We start from the raw sequence: 21,935 nt of genomic DNA on the forward strand, positions 1-21,935 counted from the left end.
TCTCAGCCCTTGACGTAAGGTATGCCGTCGGCGGCCGGCGGCCGGGAGCGGCCCACGAGCCCGGCCACGGCAAACACGGTCACGACGTACGGCAGCATGGCCATGAACTGGCTCGGCACGGGCGTGCCGATGATCGTCACGATGCTTTGCAGGTTGTCTGCGAAGCCGAACAACAGCGCGGCGAAGAAGGCCCCGATCGGGTTCCAGCGGCCCAGGATCATGGCGGCGAGGGCAATGAAGCCGCGGCCGCCGGAGATTTCCTTGGTGAAGCTGTCGATCGCCACGAGGGTGAAGAACGATCCGCCGATTCCGGCGACGGCGCCGCCGATCGTGACGTTCCAGAAGCGGGTCGCGTTGACCTTGATGCCCAGGGTGTCAGCGGCCTGAGGGTGCTCGCCCACGGCCCGGACGCGCAGGCCCCACTTCGTCTTGAACAGCCCGATCCAGATCACAATGACGGCTATGTACATCAGGTAGCCCACCACGGACTGCTTGAACAGGATGGGCCCGATCACCGGGATGCCGGACAGGACCGGGATATCGATGTTGGGCAGCTCGCCGGGCGAGTTGTATTTCTCCGGGTCGGACTGCATCACGGTGCTGAACAGGAAGCCGGTAAGCCCGGAGACCAGGACGTTGAGCACGACGCCGACGATGATCTGGTTGACCACGTACTTGATGCTGAACAGCGCCAGCACCATGGAGACCAGGGCGCCCGCCACGGCCGCCGCAAGCAGGCCCAGGTAGGGGTTGTGCGTCAGGCTGGCGACGAGCGCGGCCGTGAAGGCACCGCCCAGGAGCTGGCCTTCGATGGCGATGTTAACGACGCCGGCACGTTCGCACAGCACACCTGAGAGGGAGCCGAAGACGATCGGCACGGCGAGCGTCACGGACCCGGCGATGAGGCCGGCCAGCGAAATGCTGGGGGTCCGGGCGCCGCCCACCACCCAGATCAGGAAGGCGACGACGAACACCACGGTGAACACGGCCGGCACCCAGCGCGGGGGCCGCTGGTTATTTCTTGCCTTCAGGACCAAGGCGTAGCCCGCGAGGCCCAGCAGGATCATGGAGAGCACGATGCCGCTGAGGAATGCGGGCACTTCGATCGCCGGGAGCTGGAAGAAGTCTCCGCCGGAGGAAACGCCGAACTTGGCATTCCCCTGCGGACCCAGCAGCCCGAAGAAGATGAAGGCGAGGGTGGCCAGTACCGACAGCGTCACCGGCAACTTCCAGGTCACGGGCTTGGCGGACACCGCCGGCCCGCCGTTCTTCTCCGGCTGGGGCTTTCCTTGGACGGGCGAGGTTGCTGTTGTGCTCATGCGGCACCTCCGGTGGTTGCGGCCTGCTTGGTTTTGCCGGCGGTCGCGGCCTTCTTCTTGCGCGGGTTGAGTCCGAAGATCGCCCGGACCAGGGGCGGCGCCGCGATGAACAGCACAATGAGCGACTGGACCACGAGGACGATGTCGATCGGAGTTCCGGTCTGGATCTGCATCTGGACGGCGCCTGCTCGGAAGGCTCCGAACAGCAGGCCGGCGGCAAAGGTGCCCCACGGCGACGAACGTCCCAGCAGCGCCACAGTGATCGCGTCAAAGCCGTAGGTTGCCGCGACACCATCGGTCAGGACCTTTTCGGTGCCGGCCACCTGCGCCACGCCGGCCAGGCCGGCCAGGCCGCCGGCGATGGTCATCACCAGGATGGTGGCCCGGGAGACGTTGATGCCGGCGGTCAGGGCTGCCTTGGGGTTGGCTCCGACGGCCCGGAACTCGAAACCGATCGTGGACCGGTTCAGCAGCCATGAGACAAACACGGTGGCCGCGATGGCCAGCAGGAAGCCCAGGTGCAGCCGGTACTGGCTGCCGAAGATCAGCGGGTACGCGGCGCTGGGGTCCACGATCGGCGATATCGGTGTGTCCGCCCCCGGGCGCTGGAACAAGTCCGTGTCCAGCAGGTAGCGCAGGAAATAGAGGGCGATGTAGTTGAACATGATGGTCACGATGACCTCGTGTGCACCCGTCCTGGCTTTGAGCACACCGACGATGCCGCCCCAGACGGCGCCGCCGATGACGCCGGCCACGAGCACCAGCAGCAGGTGCAGCCCGGTCGGCAGGTGCAGCGCGAAGCCGACCCACGAGGCGAGGATGCCGGCCATGATGATCTGGCCCTGCGCACCGATGTTGAACAGGCCCGCGCGGAAGGCCAGGGCGACGCCGAGGCCCGCCGTGATCAGTGGGGTGGCGATGGTCAGCGTCTCCATGAGGGGGGCGAACTGTCCGGCCGCTCCGGTCCCGCGGGGGTTATAGACCGCGCCCTGGAAGAGGGCGACGTAGGACTCGGTGGCGGCGGACCAGACGGCGGCGAGGAAGTCGCTGGGCCGGGCAAAGAAATAGCCGGCCGTGGTGCCGACCACCTTGTCCGTCATGGCGATCAGCAGACCGCCCAGGATCAGTGCCAGCAGCACCGCCAGGATGGTCACGATGCCGTTGCCGGTGAAGATCTTGCGCAGCACCGATTCCTCTTCCGGGGCGCCGGGAAGGGTTCCGCTCTGGGCCGAGACCGGGACGGCCGATGGCTGGTGGGCGCCGCCCGCGGTGTCCAGCGAGGTGACGAAGTCTGCATCGTCCTCGAGCGGCTCAGGCTCCACGGCGGTGGTCTGGGCGGCCGGAAGCCGGTCGGGGTCCGGTGCGGCGGCGGGCCGAGGCTCGGTGTTCTCACTCATGGGGGTCTCCTACGGCGCCGGAGCGGGGCTCCTGCACGGACGGGGCGGCGGGCGCCGGGTTCGTTGCTGGGGTTTCGGCCGGGTTTTCTGCCGGGTTTTCTGCTGCGTTCCCGGCCGGGTTTTCAGAGAGGGATGGAGCCGCGTGCTTGCCTGCGGCGTCGGCCTGGGCTTCGTCCGGGGAAACCCCGGCCATCATCAGGCCCAGGACGTCGCGCCCGGTGCCGGCCGGGACGATCCCGACCAGCCTGCCCTTGTACAGCACGGCGATCCGGTCGGCGAGTTCAATCACCTCGTCCAGTTCGGTGGAGACGATCATGACAGGCGTGCCGTGGTCCCGCTCCGCGACGATCCGCTTGTGCAGGAACTCGATGGAGCCCACGTCCACGCCGCGGGTGGGCTGGGAGGCGATGAACAGCCGCAGCGGCCGGGAGAGCTCCCGGGCCATGACGACCTTCTGCTGGTTGCCGCCCGAGAGGGTGCCGGCCGCGAGCATGCCGGACGGCGTGCGGACGTCGAATTCTTCGATCCGGGTCTTGGCGTTCTCCAGGACCTTGGCCGGGCTCATGCTGATGCCCTTGGCGAACGGCGCGCGGTCGTACCGGTCCAGGATCAGGTTCTCAGCGATGGAGAACGTGCCAATCAGCCCGTCGAGTGAACGGTCTTCCGGCACGAATCCGACGCCGGCATTGAGGACGTCCTTGACGCTGCTGCCCAGGAGTTCTTCACCGTCGAGGGTGATCGAGCCGTGGACCCTCTCCTGCAGGCCGAGGATGGCCTCGGTCAATTCGGTCTGGCCGTTGCCTTGGACGCCGGCGACGGCGAGGATCTCGCCGCGGGCGATCCCGAAGCTGATGCCGTCCACAACATGCTGGCCGCTGGGTGCGATGACGGTGAGGTCCTTGACCTCGAACGTGGTCTCCTGCGGATTGGCAGGAGCCTTGTCCAGGGTCAGGCTCACGGCCCGGCCCACCATCATGGACGCCAACTCGGTGGTCGAGGCGCCGGGATCGGCCGTGCCCACCACCTTGCCGCGCCGGATGACGGTGATGGTGTCCGAAACGGCTTTCACCTCGCGCAGCTTGTGGGAAATGAAGACGATGGAGGTGCCGTGGCTCTTGAGCTGGCGCATGATGTCCAGCAGCTCATCGGTGTCCTGCGGGGTCAGCACGGCCGTCGGCTCATCGAGGATGAGCACCTTGGCGTCGCGGACCAGTGCCTTGATGATTTCGACGCGCTGCTGCACGCCCACGGGGAGGTCTTCGATCAGCGCGTCGGGGTCGACGTCGAAGCCGTACCGGTCCGAGATCTCCCGGATCTTCCGGCGTGTGTCCTCGAGGTCCAGGAATCCGCCGGTTTTGGTGGTCTCCGCTCCCAGCGCGACATTCTCAGCGACGGTAAAGACCGGGACCAGCATGAAGTGCTGGTGCACCATGCCGATCCCGGCCGCCATCGCGTCGCCGGGGCCGCGGAAGGTGACCGGTTTGTCGTCGATCAGGATTTCGCCCTCTGTGGGCTCGTACAGTCCGTACAGGACGTTCATCAGCGTGGACTTGCCAGCGCCGTTCTCGCCGAGCAGACAGTGAATCTGCCCGGGTTCAACAACCACATCGATGTGATCGTTGGCTACCAGGGAGCCGAAGCGTTTTGTAATGCCCTTGAGTTCAAGTTTCAAAACTCTGACCAATCTCGAGATGTCCGGAAGGCTTGATCCGGACGCGTAGTGGGGGCTGCAGCACCAGCTTAGTGCCTGCGGTGTGAGGCGAGCGGGCCGCAACGAAAAGCGCCACAGCCCGTGCGGTGGTGACCGGACGGGCCGTGGCGCTTAGCGGAGGAAGTTAGGCCTTGGGGCTGGCTGCAGATTCAACCTTCAGCTTGCCGTCGGCGATGTCCTTCTTGATCTGGTCCAGCTCGGACTTCAGTTCGGCCGGGACCTGGGCATCCATGTCGTGGAACGGAGCCAGCTGGACGCCGTCGTTCGCGAGGGTGCCAATGTACGGCTTGTTGGTGAACTGGCCGTCCTTGTCCTGCTTGACCACCGTCTCGACGGCCTCGCCCATCTGCTTCATGACGGAGGAGAGCATGATGTCCTTGTAATCCGGTGCCGTGAGGAAGCCGTCGGAGTCAACCCAGATGAGCTTGACGTCCTTGCCTGCTGCCTTGGCCTCCTGCAGGGCCGCGCCCGCACCCTTGCCGACCGGACCGGCGACGGGCATGACGATGTCGGCGCCCTGGTCCAGGAAGTTCTGGGTGAACTGCTTGCCCTTGTCCTGCTTTTCGAAGTCACCGGTGAAGGAGCCGTCCTGCTTGGCCTTGTCCCAGCCAAGGACCTTGACGTCCTTGCCCTTCTTCTCGTTGTAGTACTTCACGCCGTCGGCGTAGCCGTCCATGAAGATGGTGACCGTGGGGATCTTGATGCCGCCGAAGGTGGCTACCGTTCCGGTCTTCGTGGTGCCTGCCGCGAGGTAGCCGGCCAGGAACGCGGCCTGGGCCGTGTCGTAGATGATCGGCTTGACGTTGGCGACCGGGGTTTCGTAGCCGAAGTCGATGATGGCGAAGTGCTTGTCCGGGTTCGCGGTGGCCTGGGCCTTCGTGGCGTCGCCGAGCAGGAAGCCGACCGTGATGGTCAGGTTGCAGCCGGCGGAGACCATGGCGCGCAGGTTGGGCTCGAAGTCGTTGTTGGTCTTGGACTCGGCCTCGGCCGTCTGGATGCCAAGATCCTTCTCGGCCTTCTTCAGGCCCTCGTAGGAAGACTGGTTGAACGACTGGTCGTCGAATCCACCCGAGTCGGACACGATGCAGCCCTTGAAGTTGCTGGCCGTGTTGGTGGCGGTGCTGGCCTCCGGGGCGGCCCCGCAGCCGGTCAGCAGGAGTGCAGCCGCGCCGGCGGTGGCGACGCCGGCCATTGATCCGCGCTTGAAGGTGGCACGCAGAGAGTTCTTCAATTTTCCTCCAGGAAGAAAGAGTAGGCGCTACGACGGAAGTTCAATGAGTGTCTGTCTGCGGTGTTCCGCTGATCTCTGTTGTCACTGATGGATTCGCAGCACTGCGCCGAGGCGCACTGATGGAAGCTACTTTAGTGGCCTGCGCCACGTGCACGTAGCAGACTTCACGGCAATTACCCAGATTGTTGAGAACTTGTTACCTAGGGGTAGCCGGGGTCCGTAGCCGGCCCTCCTGCCAGCGAGGGCGCGCAAACGCCTCCGGCGCCGGTCCCCGCAGGAACTGGCGCCGGAGGCGTCGAAGCGGAAACTGGCGCCGGAGGCGTCCACGTGTCCGGCAGGCGGTTTCTGGTGATGCGCCGGCGCCGTGTTAGAGCCGCACCAGCATCTTGCCAGTGTTGGCGCCGTCGAGCAGGTCCATAAAGGCCTGCGGGGCGTTGTCCAGGCCGTCCACCACGGTCTCGTCGTAGCGGACCGTTCCATCGGCGAGCCAGGCGGACATGATCTCGACGAACTCGGCCATGTGCTGCCAGTAGCCGCCCACCAGGAAGCCCTTGAGTGTCAGCTGTTTGCCGATCGCCTGCATGAGGTTCCGCGGCGCGGGCGTGGGTTCGGTCGCGTTGTACTGGGCAATCGCCCCGCACATGGCCACCCGGCCGCCGACGGTGAGCGTGGACAAGGCTGCTTCCAGGTGCTCGCCGCCGACGTTGTCGAAGTAGACGTCGATCCCGCGCTCACCCGCGGCCGCGGCGAGCTGTTCCGCAACCGGGCCATCGTGATAGTTGAACGCAGCATCGAAGCCGAGTTCGAGCAGCCGTGCCACCTTTTCCGGCGAGCCGGCGCTGCCGATGACCCGGGACGCTCCCATGGCCCTGGCGATCTGCCCCACGAGCGAGCCGACCGCGCCGGCGGCGCCCGAGACGAAGACGGCGTCGCCGGGCTTGAATTCTGCGACCTTCAGCAGTCCCGCGTAGGCGGTCAGGCCGGTCATGCCGAGGGCTCCGAGGAACGCGGATGCCGGGGCCAGATCGGTGCGCGCCAGGGTGGTGGCCGCGGCATCGACGACGGCGTATTCACGCCAGCCGAGGCTGTGCACGACAGTATCGCCGACAGCGCGCCCGTCGGCGCGGGATGCGATGACTTCGCCGACGGCGCCGCCGTCGAGCGCCTTGTCCAGCGCGAACGGCGCGGAGTAGGACTTGACGTCGTTCATGCGGCCGCGCATGTACGGGTCGACCGAGATGTAGAGGTTGCGGACCAGAACCTGGCCGTCCTGCAGCTCGGGCAGCGGAGACTGGGCGAGGCGGAAGTTCTCCGGCACGGGGCGGCCGTGCGGACGGGACGCCAGCTGGATCTCGCGGGTGGTGGCGGGAAGGGTGAGAGTTTCGGTTTTGGCGCTCATGCGGCTACCTCCAGGATGGTGATGTCGACAGTGATGTTGCCGCGGGTGGCGTTGGAGTAGGGGCAGATCTGGTGGGCTTTGGCCACCAGGGCCTCGGCGGTCTGCCGGTCCACGGCGGGCAGGGCGATCTCGAGCTCTGCGGCCAGGCCGTATCCGGCACCGTCTGCGAGGGCGCCGAAGTGGATTTTGGCGGCGACGGCGGAGTCCGTCAGGTCGGCGCGTTCCTTGCGTCCCACGAGGCGCAGGGCGGAGTGGAAGCACGCGGCATAGCCGGCGGCAAAGAGCTGTTCGGGATTGGTTCCGGCGCCGTCGCCACCGAGTTCCACCGGGCTGGCGAGGGTGACGCTGAGCTTACCGTCCTTGCTGACGGCGGTGCCGTCGCGGCCTTCGCCTGAGGCCAGTGCCTCGGCTGTGTAAAGGGTCTTCATGGGGTTTCCGTTCTGTGGGCGGTAAGTCGTGGTGGGCAATGGCCCGGGGGAAGGCTTCAGGGAAAGGGTTTAGGGGAAGGGGCTTAGCGGGAGGCGTGGAGTGCGCTGGCCAGCCGGCCCAGCGTTTCGCGGAGCTGGTCCAGTTCCGCGGCGGTGAGCCCGGCGGCGTCCGCCAGGCGCTGCGGGATGCCGCTGGCCCTGGCGCTCAGGGCGGCGCCGGTTTCGGTGAGGAAGATCTCCACGCGGCGCTCGTCCTCGGCGGACCGGCGGCGCTGGACGAGGCCGAGCGCTTCGAGCCGCTTGAGCAGCGGCGACAGCGTGCCGGAGTCGAGTCCGAGCTCCTCCCCCAGCTCGCGGACGCTGCGCGGCTCCGCCTCCCAGAGCACCAGCATGGCGAGGTACTGCGGGTAGGTCAGGCCGAGTTCCTCCAGCATGGGCCGGTAGGCGGCCGTGGCGGCGCGCGAGGCCGAGTACATCGCGAAGCACACCTGCCGGTTCAGGCGGAGCGCTTCCGGGCTGGCAGGGCGGGCCTCTTCTGGCGTGGTCATGGATTCACCATATCGCACAATTGAGTTGTACACAATTTAGTTGTGCACAACCGAACATGGCCGGCTGACCCCAGAAGCTGCCGCGGCCGCTGAATCTCCCCATCTTCGCCGGGCTCCGACGGCGCGTCGGCCCGCAACGCCGGCGCGTCCCGGCGTCGTGCTGGCAAAGGTGGGGAAACTCAGCGCGGCAGGTGCGGTGCCGGTGCAGGGAGAGTCGGGGCCAGGTGCCGGGACTGTAGTTAGAGGTCGCGGATGGTGCGCAAGGCCGCCGCGGTGAGCACCTGGATGCCGAGGCCGAGCGCCCGCTCGTCGACGATGTAGTCGCCGCGGTGGAGGTCATACTCTTCCCCGCCCGGAGTCTTGGTGCCCAGGCGCATCATGGCACCGGGGGTGTCGGCCAGGAACCAGGCGAAGTCTTCCCCGCCCATGGACTGCGGTGTCAGGACCACGGCGCCCTCGCCGATTTCGGCGCGGGCCGCCGCCTCGATCAGCGCCGTCTCGTGCTCGGAGTTGACCACCGGCGGCACACCGCGGGTATGTTCCAGGTGGACGTCGACGCCGTAGGGCTCGGCGACTTGCCGGATGATGTCATCGAGCAGCTCGCCGGCGTCGTGCCAGGCCTCGCGGTCCAGGCACCGCATGGTGCCGGCCATGTAGCCGCTGCCGGGGATGGCGTTCGGGGCCGAGCCGGCGGAGATCTGGCCCCAGACCACGGACACGCCGCTGCGGACATCGACACGGCGCGAGAGCACGGCGGGAACATTGACCGCGATCTGTGCCAGGGCGAAGACCAGTTCCTCGGTCAGGTGGGGGCGGGAGGTGTGGCCGCCGCGGCCGGAGAGTTCAATCTTGATGGTGTCCGAGGCGGAGGTGATGGCCCCGATCCGGGTGCCGATCTTGCCGATCTCGATCCGGGGATCGCAGTGCAGTGCCAGGATCCGCGGCACGCCTTCCAGGACGCCCTGCTCGATGCAGGAGGTGGCGCCGCCGGGCATGGTTTCCTCGGCCGGCTGGAAGATGATCCGGACCGTTCCCCGCAGCGGGGACTGCTCATGCATGCGCTGCAGGACCAGCGCGATGCCGAGCATGGTGGTGGTGTGGACGTCGTGGCCGCAGGCGTGGGTCACGCCGTGGTTCTTCGAGGCGAACTCGAGGCCCGTTTCCTCGATGATCGGCAGGGCGTCGATGTCCCCGCGCAGGGCGGTGGCGATGGGACCCTGTCCGACGTCGACCGTCAGGCCCGTGCCCTCGAGGCGGCGGGGTTTGAGCCCGGCTTCCTCAAGCCGTTTCGCCAGCTTGTCGGTGGTGCGGAACTCCTTGAACGAAAGTTCCGGGTGCGCATGGAGGTCGCGGCGGAAAGCGATCAGCTCCGGCAGGAGGGGCTCCAGCCACGGCCCCACGAGAGTCGTGGGCTCAGCTTCAGTCGAGTAGTTGCGCACGGAATAACTCTAGCGAGCGGACAATGAATAGCGGCATCGGGTACGGCGCGTTACGGATTGCTGAACATTTGCTCAACCCCTGACCCGCTCCAATCTGCCTACAGGACGTCGGTGTCGCCCTTTGCCTTGATGGCATCCACGGCCTGCTTGACCCGCTGCGAGTGTTCCTTCGTGGTGACCAGCAGGGCATCCGGGGTGTCAACGATCACGACGTCCTTGATGCCGATCAACGCGATGACGCGCTTGGTATCGGAGACCACCACGCCACTGGCGTTCTCGGTGAAAACGCGTGCGCCCTCGCCCAGTACCGTGACCTCGTCGACCTCCTTGGCGCTGTTGAGCCGGCCTACGGAGGCGAAGTCCCCGACGTCGTCCCAGAGGAACGTTCCGGGCACCACGGCGACGTCGCCGGCGGCGGCGGCCGGTTCGGCGACGGCGTAGTCAATGGCGATCTTGGGCAGGGTGGGCCACACCCGGGCCGTGACGGCGTCGCGCTCCGGGGTGTCCCAGGCCTTGGCGATTTCCTGGAGTCCGGCGAAGAGCTCGGGCTGGTTGGCCTCGAGGTGCTTGAGCATCAGCGAGACCGGCGCCACGAACATGCCCGCGTTCCAGACATATTCCCCGCTGTCGACGTACTGCTGGGCCACTTCCTCGCTGGGCTTCTCCACGAACTCCACCACGGACTGCGCGCTGGGAGCGTCCGGAATGTTGAGGTTCGCGCCGGAGCGGATGTAGCCGAATCCGGTGGAGGGATGGGTCGGCTTGATGCCGATGGTGACGATCTTCCCCGCGGCGGCGGTGTAGACGGCCTCACGGACGGCGTCCTGGAAGAGGTCATCGGGGCTGATGACCTGGTCCGCAGCGAACGAGCCCATGATGATGTCCGGGTCCCGCTCATGCAGGATGGCCGCGGCGAGGCCGATCGCGGCACCGGAGTCCTTGGGTTCGCTTTCCAGGACAAGGTTGGAGTCCAGGACCTCGGGCAGCTGGCGGCAGACGGCTGCCCTGTGGGCGGCGCCGGTCACCACCAGCACGTGCTTGCCGGCGACGGGCTGGAGGCGGTCATAGGTCGCGCGCAACAAGGTGCTGCCCGAACCGGTCAGGTCGTGAAGGAATTTCGGGGCTGCTGCCCGCGACAGGGGCCAAAGACGGGTCCCCACCCCGCCCGCCGGAATAACCGCAATAAAACGGTCCAACGGTGAATCCTGGCTTGTCACTTTGTCTGTAGTCATCACCGCTACTTTAGCCGACAGCGGCCAAATCGCCCCAGATTGGGCCGGGATCACGCCCTTCCAGCCCCCATGACGATGGCCAAATGTGGCGTTCGTCTCAAAACCAACGCAAAACAGCACCGGGGCCTGTCAACAAGGGGTTCCTAAATTGAATAAGCTGTGAGCGAAGCCTAGATTTAGGCTTGAGCTTACGAGTGCTCTCGCAGCAGGCGTTCCCCCCGCGTGGATCCCATGCCAGCGCCGCTGTGTTGCAGGGAGGTTTATTCAGTGCCGACAAAACCAGCTGGCACCTTGTACCGCGGCCGTGAAGGCATGTGGTCCTGGGTTGGACACCGCATTACAGGTGTAGTGATTTTCTTCTTCTTGTTGGTCCACGTGCTGGACACCTCATTGGTGCGTGTGTCCCCCGAGGCCTACACCGCCGTGATTGGTGCCTACAAGAACCCCCTCATGGCCCTGGGTGAAACGGGCCTTGTCGCGGCGATCGTGTTCCACGCCTTCAACGGCCTGCGCATCATCGCCGTCGACTTCTGGAAGAAGGGTGCCAAGTACCAGCGTCAGATGCTCTGGACGGTCCTGGGCCTCTGGGTCGTCGTCATGGTCGGCTTCTCCATCCGCCACCTGTCCCTCGCCCTTGGAGGTCACTAAGCCATGACTGCAACCATTCAGAGTCCGCGCAGCGGAAAGATCCAGCCCAAGTACCGCCGGACCGGCGGTTCCAAGGGCAACTTCGAGATGCTCGCCTGGCTCTTCATGCGCCTCTCCGGCGTTGTGCTGGTGGTGCTGATCTTCGGCCACCTGACCGTCAACCTGCTGGTCGGCGAGGGCATCCACGCGATCGACTTCGGCTTTGTGGCCGGCAAGTGGGCCGACCCGTTCTGGCAGTTCTGGGACCTGGCCATGCTGTGGCTCGCCATGCTGCACGGCACCAACGGCGTCCGCACGATCATCAATGACTACGCCGAGAAGGACGCCACGCGCCTCTGGCTGAAGATTGTGCTCTACGCGGCCACCACGGTCATCATCATCCTGGGCACCCTGGTCATCTTCACGTTCGATCCGTGCCCCGTGGCCAACGGCGTCCAGCTTCCCGGCGGCTTCTGCCCGGCGCCATAACGGCAAACGCCGTAACGGCAAAGGCCGTAACGGCGGGGAACCGCCGCGGACCGCTGCCCCAACGGGTAAGAACTTGCGGTCCCTCACGGCAACTGATCTTGCCTGCCAAGCGCAGGCGCAGATTGCACGAGAATCCACCGGGCAGGCACGGCCCGCCGGTGGGTTATAGCGAATTTTGAGAGAAAGAGCGTCTGGTATGCAGGTCCATAAGTACGACGTCGTGATCGTCGGTGCCGGTGGCGCCGGGATGCGCGCGGCGATCGAATCAGGTCAGCGCGCCCGAACAGCAGTATTGACCAAGCTCTACCCCACCCGGTCCCACACCGGCGCGGCGCAGGGCGGCATGTGTGCGGCCCTGGCCAACGTCGAGGAAGACAACTGGGAGTGGCACACCTTCGACACCATCAAGGGCGGCGACTACCTGGTTGACCAGGACGCTGCCGAGGTCATGGCGAAGGAAGCGATCGACGCCGTCCTGGACCTGGAAAAGATGGGCCTGCCGTTCAACCGCACGCCCGAGGGCCGCATTGACCAGCGCCGTTTCGGTGGCCACACCCGCGATCACGGCAAGGCACCGGTCCGCCGCGCCTGCTACGCCGCCGACCGCACCGGCCACATGATCCTGCAGACCCTGTACCAGAACTGCGTCAAGCACAACGTCGAGTTCTACAACGAGTACTACGTCCTGGACCTGCTGACCGTCGAAGAGGACGCTGTCCGCGAGGACGGCACGCCGTACAAGCAGAAGCGCGTTGCCGGCGTCGTGTCCTACGACCTCGCCTCCGGCGAGCTGCACGTCTTCCAGGCCAAGTCCGTGGTGTTCGCCTCCGGCGGCGCCGGCAAGGTCTTCAAGACCACCTCCAACGCCCACACCCTCACCGGTGACGGCATGGGCATCGCGTTCCGCCGCGGCATCCCCCTGGAGGATATGGAGTTCTTCCAGTTCCACCCGACAGGCCTGGCCGGCCTGGGCATCCTGCTCTCCGAGGCCGCCCGCGGCGAAGGCGCCATTCTGCGCAACTCCGAGGGTGAACGCTTCATGGAGCGCTATGCACCCACCATCAAGGACCTCGCCCCGCGCGACATCGTGGCCCGCTCCATGGCCAACGAAGTCCGTGAGGGACGCGGCTGCGGCCCGAACAAGGACTACGTCCTCCTGGACCTGACGCACCTTGAGCCCGCGCACATCGATGCCAAGCTGCCGGACATCACCGAGTTCGCCCGCACCTACCTGGGTGTGGAGCCGTACACGGAGCCGGTTCCGGTGTTCCCGACGGCGCACTACGCCATGGGCGGCATCCCCACCAACATCACCGCCGAGGTCCTCCAGGACAACGACACGGTGGTCCCGGGCCTCTACGCCGCCGGCGAGGTTGCCTGCGTCTCCGTCCACGGCTCCAACCGCCTGGGCACCAACTCGCTGCTGGACATCAACGTGTTCGGCAAGCGCGCCGGCATCGCCGCGGCCGAATACGCCAAGACCGCCGACTTCGTGGAACTCCCCGCTGACCCGGAGGCCTACACGCTGAACCTGCTGGACCACGTCCGCACCTCCGACGGCACCGAGAAGGTCGCTGCGATCCGCAAGGAACTGCAGGACACCATGGACGCCAACATGCAGGTGTTCCGCACCGCGGACACGCTGAACCAGGTCCTGAAGGACATTGCCTCCTTCGAGGAGCGGTACCAGCGCATCAGCGTCCAGGACAAGGGCAAGCGCTTCAACCTGGACCTGCTCGAGGCCGTGGAGCTGGGCTTCCTGCTGGAGCTCGCCAAGGTCATGACCGTGGCGGCCCTGCACCGCGAGGAATCCCGCGGCGGCCACTTCCGCGAGGACTTCCCCGAGCGCGACGACGAAAAATTCATGAAGCACTCCATGGCGTACAAGGACGAGCACGCCCCGGCGGATGGTTCCGCCGAGGCGATTGCCGGCATCCGGCTTGCCACCAAACCGGTGGTCTTTACGCGCTACGAGCCGATGGTGAGGAAGTACTAAGATGAGCGCTGAACTCGCTGAGCCAGCATCCAAGATCGAACTGCCCGCCGGCGTCGGCGGTGGCGGGGAGATCCCGTCCTTCGACGTCACGCTGCGCGTGCGCCGCTACAACCCCGAGGTCTCCGAGGACGCCACGTGGGATGACTTCAAGGTCACCATGTACGGCACCGACCGTGTCCTGGACGCCCTGCACAAGATCAAGTGGGAGATGGACGGCAGCGTCTCCTTCCGCCGCTCCTGCGCCCACGGCGTCTGCGGCTCCGATGCCATGCGTATCAACGGCCGCAACCGTCTCGCCTGCAAGACCCTGCTGAAGGACCTGGACACGTCCAAGCCCATCACGGTCGAGCCGATCAAGGGCCTGCCGGTGGAGAAGGACCTGATCGTGGACATGGAGCCGTTCTTCCAGTCCTTCCGCGAAGTCATGCCCTTCCTGATCAACCGCGGCCACGAGCCCACCAAGGAACGCCTGCAGTCCGCCGAGGACCGCGAGCGGTTCGACGACACCACCAAGTGCATCCTGTGCGCCGCGTGCACCTCGTCCTGCCCGGTGTTCTGGACCGACGGCCAGTACTTCGGCCCGGCCGCGATCGTCAACGCGCACCGCTTCATCTTCGATTCCCGCGATGACGCCGGCGACATGCGCCTGGAGATCCTCAACGACAAGGAAGGCGTGTGGCGCTGCCGCACCACCTTCAACTGCACCGAAGCATGCCCCCGCGGCATCCAGGTCACGCAGGCAATCGCCGAGGTCAAGCAGGCCATCCTCTCCCGCAAGATCTAACGACCGGTTCGCCAGAACCTACAGAGTCAGCACCAAGAGAAAAACGACGACGGCGCCTCTCACCTCACGGGTGGGGGCGCCGTCGTCGTCTACCCGCTCACACGAAAGGGGACACCGTGTCCCGCTCAGAAAAAGTCTCTTTCCAGGGTTCCACCGGCGAACTGCTCTCCGGCGTTGTGGACTTGCCCGAAGGCCCGGTGAAGGGCTGGGGCGTGTTCTCGCACGGCTTTACCCTGGGCAAGGACAGTCCCTCGGCCTCCCGCATGTGCAAGGCCCTGGCGGACAACGGCGTGGGCATGCTCCGGTTCGACAACCTGGGCCTCGGCGAGTCCGCGGGAATGTGGTCGGAGGGGTCCTTCAGCCACAAGGTGGCCGATACCGTCAAGGCCGCCGAATTCATGCGGGACTCGGAACGGCGGGTGTCCTTGCTCGTGGGCCACTCGTTCGGCGGCGCGGCCGTCCTGTCCGCCGCACGGCAGATCCCGGAGCTCAAGGCCGTGGCCACGGTGGGGGCACCCTTCTCCCCCAAGCACGTGGCGCACGTCTTTGACGCGGCGCTGGACCGGATCCTGAGCGAGGGAAGCGCCGAGGTGGACCTCGGCGGCAAGCGGGTGGAGATCCGCCGGCACTTTGTCGAAGACCTCGAAAATGCGGATCTGACGGACTGCATCCGGCAGCTGCACAAGCCGCTCATGGTGCTGCACTCCCCCACCGACAACACGGTGGGGATCGAAAACGCCAGCACCATCTTCCAGACGGCACGCCACCCGCGCAGCTTCGTCTCGCTGGAGGGCAGCGACCACCTGCTGACGGGCAAGGGCCAGGCGGCCCGTGCGGCAAAGATTATTTCGGCGTGGGCCGACCAGTACCTCGACGCCTGAACGCGGCGGACAGCGACCTCCGGCGGGCCCGGTGCTCCACCGGCGTCTTGCCCGGCTGGACCCGCCGGGCGCCCCAGCCGGTGGTCGCGGTGGCGGGCTCCGTCTTGAGGTCTTCCTCCCGGATCGCCACCCACGCGGCGCAGATCACGTAAACCTGGCTGACCAGGTTGAACCAGATCAGCAGGCCGATGATGATGGCGAAGGGCGCCAGGATGGGGTTCTTGCCCGCGCTGGCCAGCAGCTGGGTGCTGAAGATCATCAGAATTGTGGTGCCCACCGCGGCGAGAGTGGTCCCTTCGAGCAGTGAGCGCCGGGCCGGCTTCAGCCCCGCAGCCACCCGGTACATGATCAGGGCGGTGCCCCAGCCGAGCAGCAGCGGCACGAGGATAGTGACGGAGGTCGTCAGCGGCCCGGCCATTATCGGATCGAGGCCCAGCTGCTCGGTCACCCATCCGGCGGCCGTGCCGAAGATCAGCGAGGCTGCGGAGCTGACCACCAGGGCCACCCCCATCAGCAGCAGCGTGCCGACGTCCTTGAGTATCTGCAGGATCGGATTCATCACCAGGGGGCCGAGCTGCATCATGCTCCGCATACCGTCGCGGATGCCGCTGATCCAGCCCAGGGACGTGAACACCGTCACCACGGCGGCGATCCCGGCGGCCCAGCCCAGGCTGGTGGGGTTCAGCAGCTCCTGGGGATCAACCAGCCCCTCGCTGCCGTCGACCTGCAGCAGGCCCGGCGCGGCGGCGGCCACACTCTTGATGACCTGGTCCAGCAGGGCCGGATGATCGCTGAGCACGAGGCCGGCCAGGGACAGGCCGGTGGCCAACAGGCCTGTGATGGAGAAAAACATCCGGAACCCGATGCCGGCACTCAACAGCGGGCCGCGCTGGCGGAGGTAGTGCAAGTAAGCGCGCATTGGCAGCAGCATGTTGAGCTTGGCCAGGAGCCACATCATCATTGCCGTCAGGGACGCAATCGTCCCGCCGCCGGAGCGTCGAACCCTGCCCCATTCGACCCTCTTGCGGATGACTTCCAGTTTCAGCCCGGCCAGATCGGTGGGAAGCGGCGGCTTATCGGGCGTCTGCGGTGCCGTCCGGGCCTCTGTCGTGGTCAGGTTTGGTCCCAAAGTCAAGCTCTTCCCGTAGCTGCCAGATGCCGTTGTCGTCGTGCTCGTAAAGTCCCATGCTAGCCACAGGGAACGTGGCCCTGTAATCCTTGAGGACTGTTTCGGCCTCATCGAGGCTTTCCGGGGCAACGTCGTGGGCCACGGTGACGTGCGGATGGTAGCCGAACGGCAGTTCCCGCTCCAGCGGGCCGGACTGCAGCTGGCGGTGCAGGTTCACGCAGTCCCCGAAGCCGTCCTCGACGTTCAGGAAGACCACCGGGGACACCGGCCGGAAAGACCCGGTCCCCGCGATGGTCACCATGAAAGGCTCCTGCCGGCGCGCCACGTCCCGGACATGGCGTTGGGTCGCGTCCCAGTCCTGCGTCATGGTGGTGGTGACCAGCGTGATGTGGGCGGGGACGACGGCGGCCATCGGATCCCCGAACGATGCCCGCCAGCGCTGGAGCTCCTCAGCGATGTCCGCCGGGAACCTCAGGATCACACCGATGCTGATGCCTTCGCTGCGCTGTCCGTTCGACGTGGCGGCTTTCGCGGTGACTTTGCTGACGGAGGACATTGACCTAGCGGGCTCCCTGGGCGCCGGCGTAAGGCAGGAAACCCACCTTGGCGTAGACGTCGCGCAGAGTGATCGAGGCAATCTCCCGGGCCTTGTCGGCACCGAGGGCAAGGAGCCGGTCCAGCTCCGCGGGATCGTCCAGCAGCTCCTTGGCTCGGTTCCGGATCGGAGTCAGGTGCTCCGTGACCACCTCGGCGAGGTCCGCCTTGAGATGCCCGTACATCTTGCCCTCGTACGCGGTAACGAGGGCATCAACGCTTTGACCGGTGATCGCCGAGTAGATGGTCAGCAGGTTGGACACGCCCGGCTTCGCCTCACGGTCGAACCGGATTTCCGTCTCCGCATCCGTAACAGCGGACTTGATCCGCTTGGCGGTGACCTTTGGATCGTCCAGCAGGTTGATCAGGCCCGCCGGCGAATCCGCCGATTTGGACATCTTGGCCCTGGGTTGCTGCAGATCGTAGATCTTCGCCGATTCCTTCTGGATGAAGGGCTGCGGCACCGTGAACGTGTGGCCAAAGCGGGAGTTGAACCGCTGGGCGAGGTCACGGCTCAGTTCCACGTGCTGACGCTGGTCCTCTCCCACGGGGACACCGTGCGGCTGGTACAGGAGGATGTCCGCGGCCTGAAGGATGGGGTAGGTGAACAGTCCGACGCTGGCGTGGTCTGAACCCTGTTTGTAGGCCTTGTCCTTGAACTGGGTCATCCGGGACGCCTCGCCGAAACCAGTGATGCAGTTCAGCACCCAGGCAAGCTGGGCGTGCTCCGGCACCTGGGACTGAACGAACAGCGTGCACTTCTCGACATCCACGCCGCCGGCAATGTACTGCGCGGCTGTGACCCGCGTGCGGTGGGCCAGCTCGGCCGGATCCTGCGGAACGGTGATCGCGTGCAGGTCAGGGATGAAGAAGACGGCGTCGTACTCGTCCTGCATCCGGACCCAGTTGACGAGGGCACCGAGGTAGTTGCCCAGGTGCAGGGAGTCGGCGGAGGGCTGCATGCCGGAAAGGATGCGGTGCCGGGCCGCGGTGGCCGCCGGGGCGGGTTTCGCGGCGTCAGGGGCGAGGCCGGTGTCGGTCACGGTTGAAGAGGTGGTCATTCGTGGAAGCCTTAAGACTAGAGCCGGTAGTCCACTACCAGCGGGGCATGGTCGGAGAAGCGTGTGTCCCAGGTCGCGGCCCGGTCAACTACGGCTGACACTGCGGCAGCAGCGAGATCGGGCGTGGCCATGTGGTAATCGATGCGCCAGCCGGTGTCGTTGTCGAAGGCCTGGCCACGTTGCGACCACCATGTGTAGGGGCCGTCGACGTTACCCGCCAGGCCCCTGTGAACATCCTTCCAGCCGATTTCTTCGCCGAAGAAGCGGTCAAAATAGGCCCTTTCCTCCGGCAGGAAGCCGGCACGTTTGACGTTGCCCTTCCAGTTCCTGATGTCCAGCTCCGTGTGGCCGACGTTGAGGTCGCCCACCACCAGGGCGTGGTCACTGTGTTTGGCCAGTTCGGGCAGCCGGGTGGTCATGACGTCGAGGAAGCGGAACTTGTCATCCTGCTTGGGAGTGCCGGCCTCGCCCGAGTGCACGTAGGCGCTGACGACGGTCAGCTGTGAGGCCTGCCCGGCCGCATCCCGCACGGTGTAGTCCGCTTCGACCCAGCGCCCGGTGGTGGCGAAGAAGTCATCGCCGATCCCGACCCGGGTGGCAAGGGGCTCTTCGCGCGAGGCGATGGCAACGCCGGCCCGGCCCTTGGCCTCGGCTTCGGCGTGGAGGATGTACCAGCCCTCGCCGAGCAGTTCCTCGACGATCGCATCGGGCGCGCGGACCTCCTGGAGGCACAGAATGTCCACCTCGCGCGGTTCAAGCCACTCCGCCATGCCCTTCTTGTAGGCGGCACGCAGGCCGTTGACGTTGACTGACGCGATGCGAAGGTGGTCCTTCTTCAATGCCGAGCTCACCCGATCCACTCTAGTCGATGATGGTTCCGCTAACGGGTGCGTCGTCGCCGCCCGGGGATTTGATCATGTCCCGCGCGTTGGTGGCGGTGATCTCGATGGTCTCCAGGGCACGGTTGATCGTGTCGCGGTCCGCGGCGTCGCCCTTCGCGCGCTCCTGTTCGATGACGCGGACCTGGACCTGGACGATCTTGAAGGAGTGGTCGAGCTTCATGTCGCGGACGCCGTCCGATGCGCGACTTTCGCTGACCACGCGGGTGCCGCCGTGGTCAGCGCTGCCCGCCGCCGGCGGCCGCCCGGCCGCGGCGTTGAAGGCGTTCTGGGCCTCGTTCAGCCTGGCCCCGGCCTTCTTGGCGGCCTTCTGGATGCTGAACACCACGAAGGAGGCCAGCGCCAGCCAGAAGCCGGCGATGATCGCCACGATCCATCCCACGACGTCGTTCTGGTTGGCCGCGAAGATCACGGCCACCACGAACGCGATGATGAAGACCAGCAGCCCCGGCCCGCTGATGCGGAGCATGGAGAACCGGCCTTTGGCCGTGGTGTCGTTGGACGTGGACGCGGAGCTACCCAGAGATTGCATGAGCCCATTATCGCAAACGGGGCCGGCCGGCCGCTGCGCTTCCACCCCGGGCGAACGCCGCACCAGACTGCCTAGGTCAGGACGGGTACTTTTAGGTCAGGACCAGCTTTTAGGTCAGGACGAGGCAGAACGGGTGGCCGCTGGGATCCGTGTAGACCCGGAAGGTCTTGCCGCCGCCCGTCTGGCGCGTGGCCCCGAGCCGGAGGACTTCCGCCTCGCCGGCGTCGAGGTCACCGACTATCACGTCCACGTGCATCTGCTGGGGATGCTCGGGGTCCGGCCACTGCGGCCGGACCAGCCGGTCCACACGCTGGAAGGCGACGGCGGGACGGTCGGCGGCGTCGCCGATCGAAATAAACTCCTCTTCCTCCTGCACCCGGATCATGCCCAGGAGCTCCTGGTAGAAGTCGGCGAGCTTGTCCGGGTCCTCGCAGTCGATCACGAGTGCCTGCCATTTTCCGATCATGGGGTCTCCTTATCCGGGGAACGTGCGGGCCGTGGCCCGCGTTTCATGGCCTGGTTTTATGGCCTCATTTGAGGAACAGCTTGCGCAGGCGGCTCGTGGTGAGCAGGACGCCGAGGGCAATCATGACGAGGTAGTAGCCGATGTGCACCGCGGTGGCCGGGGTGAACACCCCCACGCTGATCTGGCGCAGCAGTTCCACGCCGTGCCAGAGAGGCATGGCCTGGATGAGCCACTGGATGGACTGCGGGTAGACGCTGAGCGGGTAGAACGTGGCGCTGAAGAGGAACATCGGCAGCATCACGAAGTTGATCCAGTCCATCTGCTGGAAGGTCTTCATGAAGCTCGTGATCCCCATGCCGAAGCTCGCGAAGCCGAAGGCGATCAGCACCGAGGCCGGGATCATCAGGACGGCCCATGCAGTGGTGATGAGGCCCATCACGCCCATCACTGCGGTGAAACCGGTGGCGTACATGGCCCCGCGCAGCAGGGCCAGGAAGATTTCGCCCATGGCGACATCCAGCGGCCCCAGCGAGGTGTAGAGCATGCCCTGGTAGAGCTTGGCGAAGTTCATCTTGAAGAAGACGTTCCAGGTGGAGTCATAGACGGCGCCGTTCATGGCGGACACTGCCAGCAGGGCCGGCGCGATGTACGCGGCGTAGCTGATCTCCTGCCCACCCGGGCCCTGGACGGAACCGACAATGGCGCCCAGACCCACGCCCATCGAAATCAGGTACAGCACAGGTTCGAAGAACCCGGAGACCATGACCATCCAGTTGCTGCTCTTGGTGGCCATGAGCCCGCGGGCGACGACGGCGCGGACGTTGCGGGAGTAGATGGGCCCGAAGTGCCGGCGGCGTGCGGCTTCCGTGACGCTGCTCTCCCCTGCGTTGAAACTTCCGGTCAGGACGCTCATGAGGCCATCCTTTTGGCGAACTGGTGTTTGGTCAGGACCCAGCCGGCAGCCGCCAGGCCCAGCAGGAAGACAAGGTGGACGACGGTGAGCCACGGCTCTTCCTCGTACCCGTAGCTGACCACGCGGCCAAGTTCCGTTCCGTGCCAGATCGGTGAGATCCAGCCGATCCAGCGGACGCCGAGCGGGAGCGTGTCCAGCGGGAAGAACGTGCCGGAGAACAGGAACAGCGGCATGACAATGAACCGCATGACCATGGCGAACTGGCCCCGGTCTTCCTTGATGGTGGCCGCGTAGGCCATGAGCGGCAGGCCGAAGGACAGGCCGGCGAGCGTGGCGATGAGGATCGAAACCCAGCCCCAGGCGCCGGGTGAGGCGCCGAACAGCGCGACGACGGCGAAGTAGATGGCCGACTGCAGCAGGAAGCGGACGGTGACGGCGATGACCTGGCCGCCGGCGATCTGTTCCGGCGTCAGCGGCGAGGCGTGCGGGCCGTAGTAGACGCGCCGCCATTTGAAGCCGTCCATCACCGGGAACGTGAACTCGTTGGCCGCCGTCATGACGGCGGCCGAGATCAGCAGGGCCGGCGCGATGAACGTCAGGTAGCTGACCCCGCCGAAGACGGCGGCGCCGTTGGTCTCGACCAGCGTGGCCAGGCCAACGCCCATCGCGAACAGGTAGGCCACCGGCTGGCCCACGCCGTACATGACGATGGTCCAGCCGTAGCCCTTCATGACGCGGAGGACCTGCTCGGCGTAGAAGAAGGCGCCCCAGCGGCGGGCGCGGGCGGCCGAGACTTCCGGGGAGTGCGCGCGCAGGGCCGGCGCCGCCGCCGTCGTACCCGCCTGTATTGCCCTAGTCAA

At 66.2% G+C, this 21,935-nt stretch carries 22 protein-coding genes; 5 read left to right on the top strand and 17 right to left on the bottom strand.

Features of this window, described 5'->3' with window-relative positions; translation table 11 throughout:
- Positions 1-2: 2 nt before the first annotated feature.
- From LQV16_RS05540 to LQV16_RS05580, 9 genes are all read right to left on the bottom strand, one after another.
- Positions 3-1,319, bottom strand: coding sequence for an ABC transporter permease (locus LQV16_RS05540; protein WP_229992900.1), 1,317 nt, complete (start codon positions 1,317-1,319; stop codon positions 3-5).
- Positions 1,316-2,716 (bottom strand): ABC transporter permease, encoded by a 1,401-nt coding sequence (locus tag LQV16_RS05545; protein WP_229992901.1) that lies wholly within the window; start codon positions 2,714-2,716, stop codon positions 1,316-1,318. Before LQV16_RS05545 ends, LQV16_RS05540 begins: the two co-directional genes overlap by 4 nt.
- A complete protein-coding gene (locus tag LQV16_RS05550) occupies positions 2,709-4,388 on the bottom strand; it encodes an ABC transporter ATP-binding protein (protein ID WP_229992902.1) in 1,680 nt (559 codons plus the stop codon). The genes LQV16_RS05545 and LQV16_RS05550 overlap by 8 nt, the downstream gene beginning before the upstream one ends.
- A gap of 163 nt (positions 4,389-4,551) precedes the next feature.
- Entirely contained in the window at positions 4,552-5,619 is a 1,068-nt protein-coding gene (locus tag LQV16_RS05555; RefSeq protein ID WP_229992937.1) for a BMP family ABC transporter substrate-binding protein, read from the bottom strand.
- A 406-nt stretch (positions 5,620-6,025) separates the two neighbouring features.
- Positions 6,026-7,057 (bottom strand): NADP-dependent oxidoreductase, encoded by a 1,032-nt coding sequence (locus LQV16_RS05560; RefSeq protein ID WP_229992903.1) that lies wholly within the window; start codon positions 7,055-7,057, stop codon positions 6,026-6,028.
- Complete coding sequence (locus LQV16_RS05565; RefSeq protein WP_229992904.1) at positions 7,054-7,485, bottom strand: organic hydroperoxide resistance protein; 432 nt, start codon at positions 7,483-7,485, stop codon at positions 7,054-7,056. The genes LQV16_RS05560 and LQV16_RS05565 overlap by 4 nt, the downstream gene beginning before the upstream one ends.
- Before the next feature lie 83 nt (positions 7,486-7,568).
- Entirely contained in the window at positions 7,569-8,033 is a 465-nt protein-coding gene (locus LQV16_RS05570) for a MarR family transcriptional regulator (RefSeq protein WP_229992905.1), read from the bottom strand.
- Between the two features lie 239 nt (positions 8,034-8,272).
- Positions 8,273-9,472 carry an amidohydrolase gene (locus LQV16_RS05575; RefSeq protein WP_229992906.1) on the bottom strand — a complete coding sequence of 400 codons (1,200 nt, stop codon included), beginning with the start codon at positions 9,470-9,472 and terminating at the stop codon, positions 8,273-8,275.
- A gap of 98 nt (positions 9,473-9,570) precedes the next feature.
- Positions 9,571-10,704: a sugar phosphate nucleotidyltransferase gene (locus LQV16_RS05580; protein WP_229992907.1), complete on the bottom strand. Its 1,134-nt coding sequence runs from the start codon at positions 10,702-10,704 to the stop codon at positions 9,571-9,573.
- Positions 10,705-10,971: 267 nt separating this feature from the next.
- Between LQV16_RS05580 and sdhC the strand changes: the two genes are divergently transcribed.
- The 5 genes from sdhC to LQV16_RS05605 all read left to right on the top strand — a co-directional run bounded on the left by sdhC (position 10,972) and on the right by LQV16_RS05605 (position 15,481).
- Positions 10,972-11,352, top strand: a complete 381-nt coding sequence (gene sdhC, locus LQV16_RS05585) for a succinate dehydrogenase, cytochrome b556 subunit (RefSeq protein WP_079553238.1) — start codon at positions 10,972-10,974, stop codon at positions 11,350-11,352.
- A 3-nt stretch (positions 11,353-11,355) separates the two neighbouring features.
- Positions 11,356-11,820 (top strand): succinate dehydrogenase hydrophobic membrane anchor subunit, encoded by a 465-nt coding sequence (locus LQV16_RS05590; RefSeq protein ID WP_018774749.1) that lies wholly within the window; start codon positions 11,356-11,358, stop codon positions 11,818-11,820.
- Positions 11,821-12,016: 196 nt separating this feature from the next.
- Complete coding sequence (sdhA, locus tag LQV16_RS05595; protein WP_229992908.1) at positions 12,017-13,816, top strand: succinate dehydrogenase flavoprotein subunit; 1,800 nt, start codon at positions 12,017-12,019, stop codon at positions 13,814-13,816.
- Between the two features lies 1 nt (position 13,817).
- Positions 13,818-14,600 (top strand): succinate dehydrogenase iron-sulfur subunit, encoded by a 783-nt coding sequence (locus LQV16_RS05600; RefSeq protein WP_018774751.1) that lies wholly within the window; start codon positions 13,818-13,820, stop codon positions 14,598-14,600.
- 116 nt (positions 14,601-14,716) lie between these two features.
- On the top strand, positions 14,717-15,481 hold the full coding sequence (locus tag LQV16_RS05605; protein WP_229992909.1) for an alpha/beta fold hydrolase: 765 nt from the start codon (positions 14,717-14,719) through the stop codon (positions 15,479-15,481).
- Here LQV16_RS05605 and LQV16_RS05610 read toward each other — a convergent pair.
- The 8 genes from LQV16_RS05610 to LQV16_RS05645 form a co-directional block, all read right to left on the bottom strand.
- Positions 15,444-16,610: a YihY/virulence factor BrkB family protein gene (locus LQV16_RS05610; RefSeq protein WP_229992938.1), complete on the bottom strand. Its 1,167-nt coding sequence runs from the start codon at positions 16,608-16,610 to the stop codon at positions 15,444-15,446. The two genes, LQV16_RS05605 and LQV16_RS05610, sit on opposite strands and share 38 nt — an antisense overlap.
- Complete coding sequence (locus tag LQV16_RS05615; RefSeq protein WP_229992910.1) at positions 16,555-17,166, bottom strand: 2'-5' RNA ligase family protein; 612 nt, start codon at positions 17,164-17,166, stop codon at positions 16,555-16,557. The genes LQV16_RS05610 and LQV16_RS05615 overlap by 56 nt, the downstream gene beginning before the upstream one ends.
- A gap of 4 nt (positions 17,167-17,170) precedes the next feature.
- Positions 17,171-18,265: a tryptophan--tRNA ligase gene (gene trpS, locus LQV16_RS05620; protein WP_229992911.1), complete on the bottom strand. Its 1,095-nt coding sequence runs from the start codon at positions 18,263-18,265 to the stop codon at positions 17,171-17,173.
- 17 nt (positions 18,266-18,282) lie between these two features.
- On the bottom strand, positions 18,283-19,116 hold the full coding sequence (locus LQV16_RS05625; protein WP_229992912.1) for an exodeoxyribonuclease III: 834 nt from the start codon (positions 19,114-19,116) through the stop codon (positions 18,283-18,285).
- A 10-nt stretch (positions 19,117-19,126) separates the two neighbouring features.
- Positions 19,127-19,696 carry a hypothetical protein gene (locus tag LQV16_RS05630; RefSeq protein ID WP_229992913.1) on the bottom strand — a complete coding sequence of 190 codons (570 nt, stop codon included), beginning with the start codon at positions 19,694-19,696 and terminating at the stop codon, positions 19,127-19,129.
- Positions 19,697-19,805: 109 nt separating this feature from the next.
- Positions 19,806-20,162 carry a VOC family protein gene (locus LQV16_RS05635; RefSeq protein WP_229992914.1) on the bottom strand — a complete coding sequence of 119 codons (357 nt, stop codon included), beginning with the start codon at positions 20,160-20,162 and terminating at the stop codon, positions 19,806-19,808.
- A 64-nt stretch (positions 20,163-20,226) separates the two neighbouring features.
- The gene (locus tag LQV16_RS05640; RefSeq protein ID WP_229992915.1) at positions 20,227-21,075 is read right to left on the bottom strand and encodes an ABC transporter permease; all 849 of its coding nucleotides are present in this window, start codon (positions 21,073-21,075) and stop codon (positions 20,227-20,229) included.
- Positions 21,072-21,935, bottom strand: coding sequence for an ABC transporter permease (locus LQV16_RS05645; protein ID WP_229992916.1), 864 nt, complete (start codon positions 21,933-21,935; stop codon positions 21,072-21,074). Before LQV16_RS05645 ends, LQV16_RS05640 begins: the two co-directional genes overlap by 4 nt.

Source organism: Arthrobacter sp. Bi26 (genome assembly GCF_918697925.1).
Classification (GTDB): domain Bacteria; phylum Actinomycetota; class Actinomycetes; order Actinomycetales; family Micrococcaceae; genus Arthrobacter.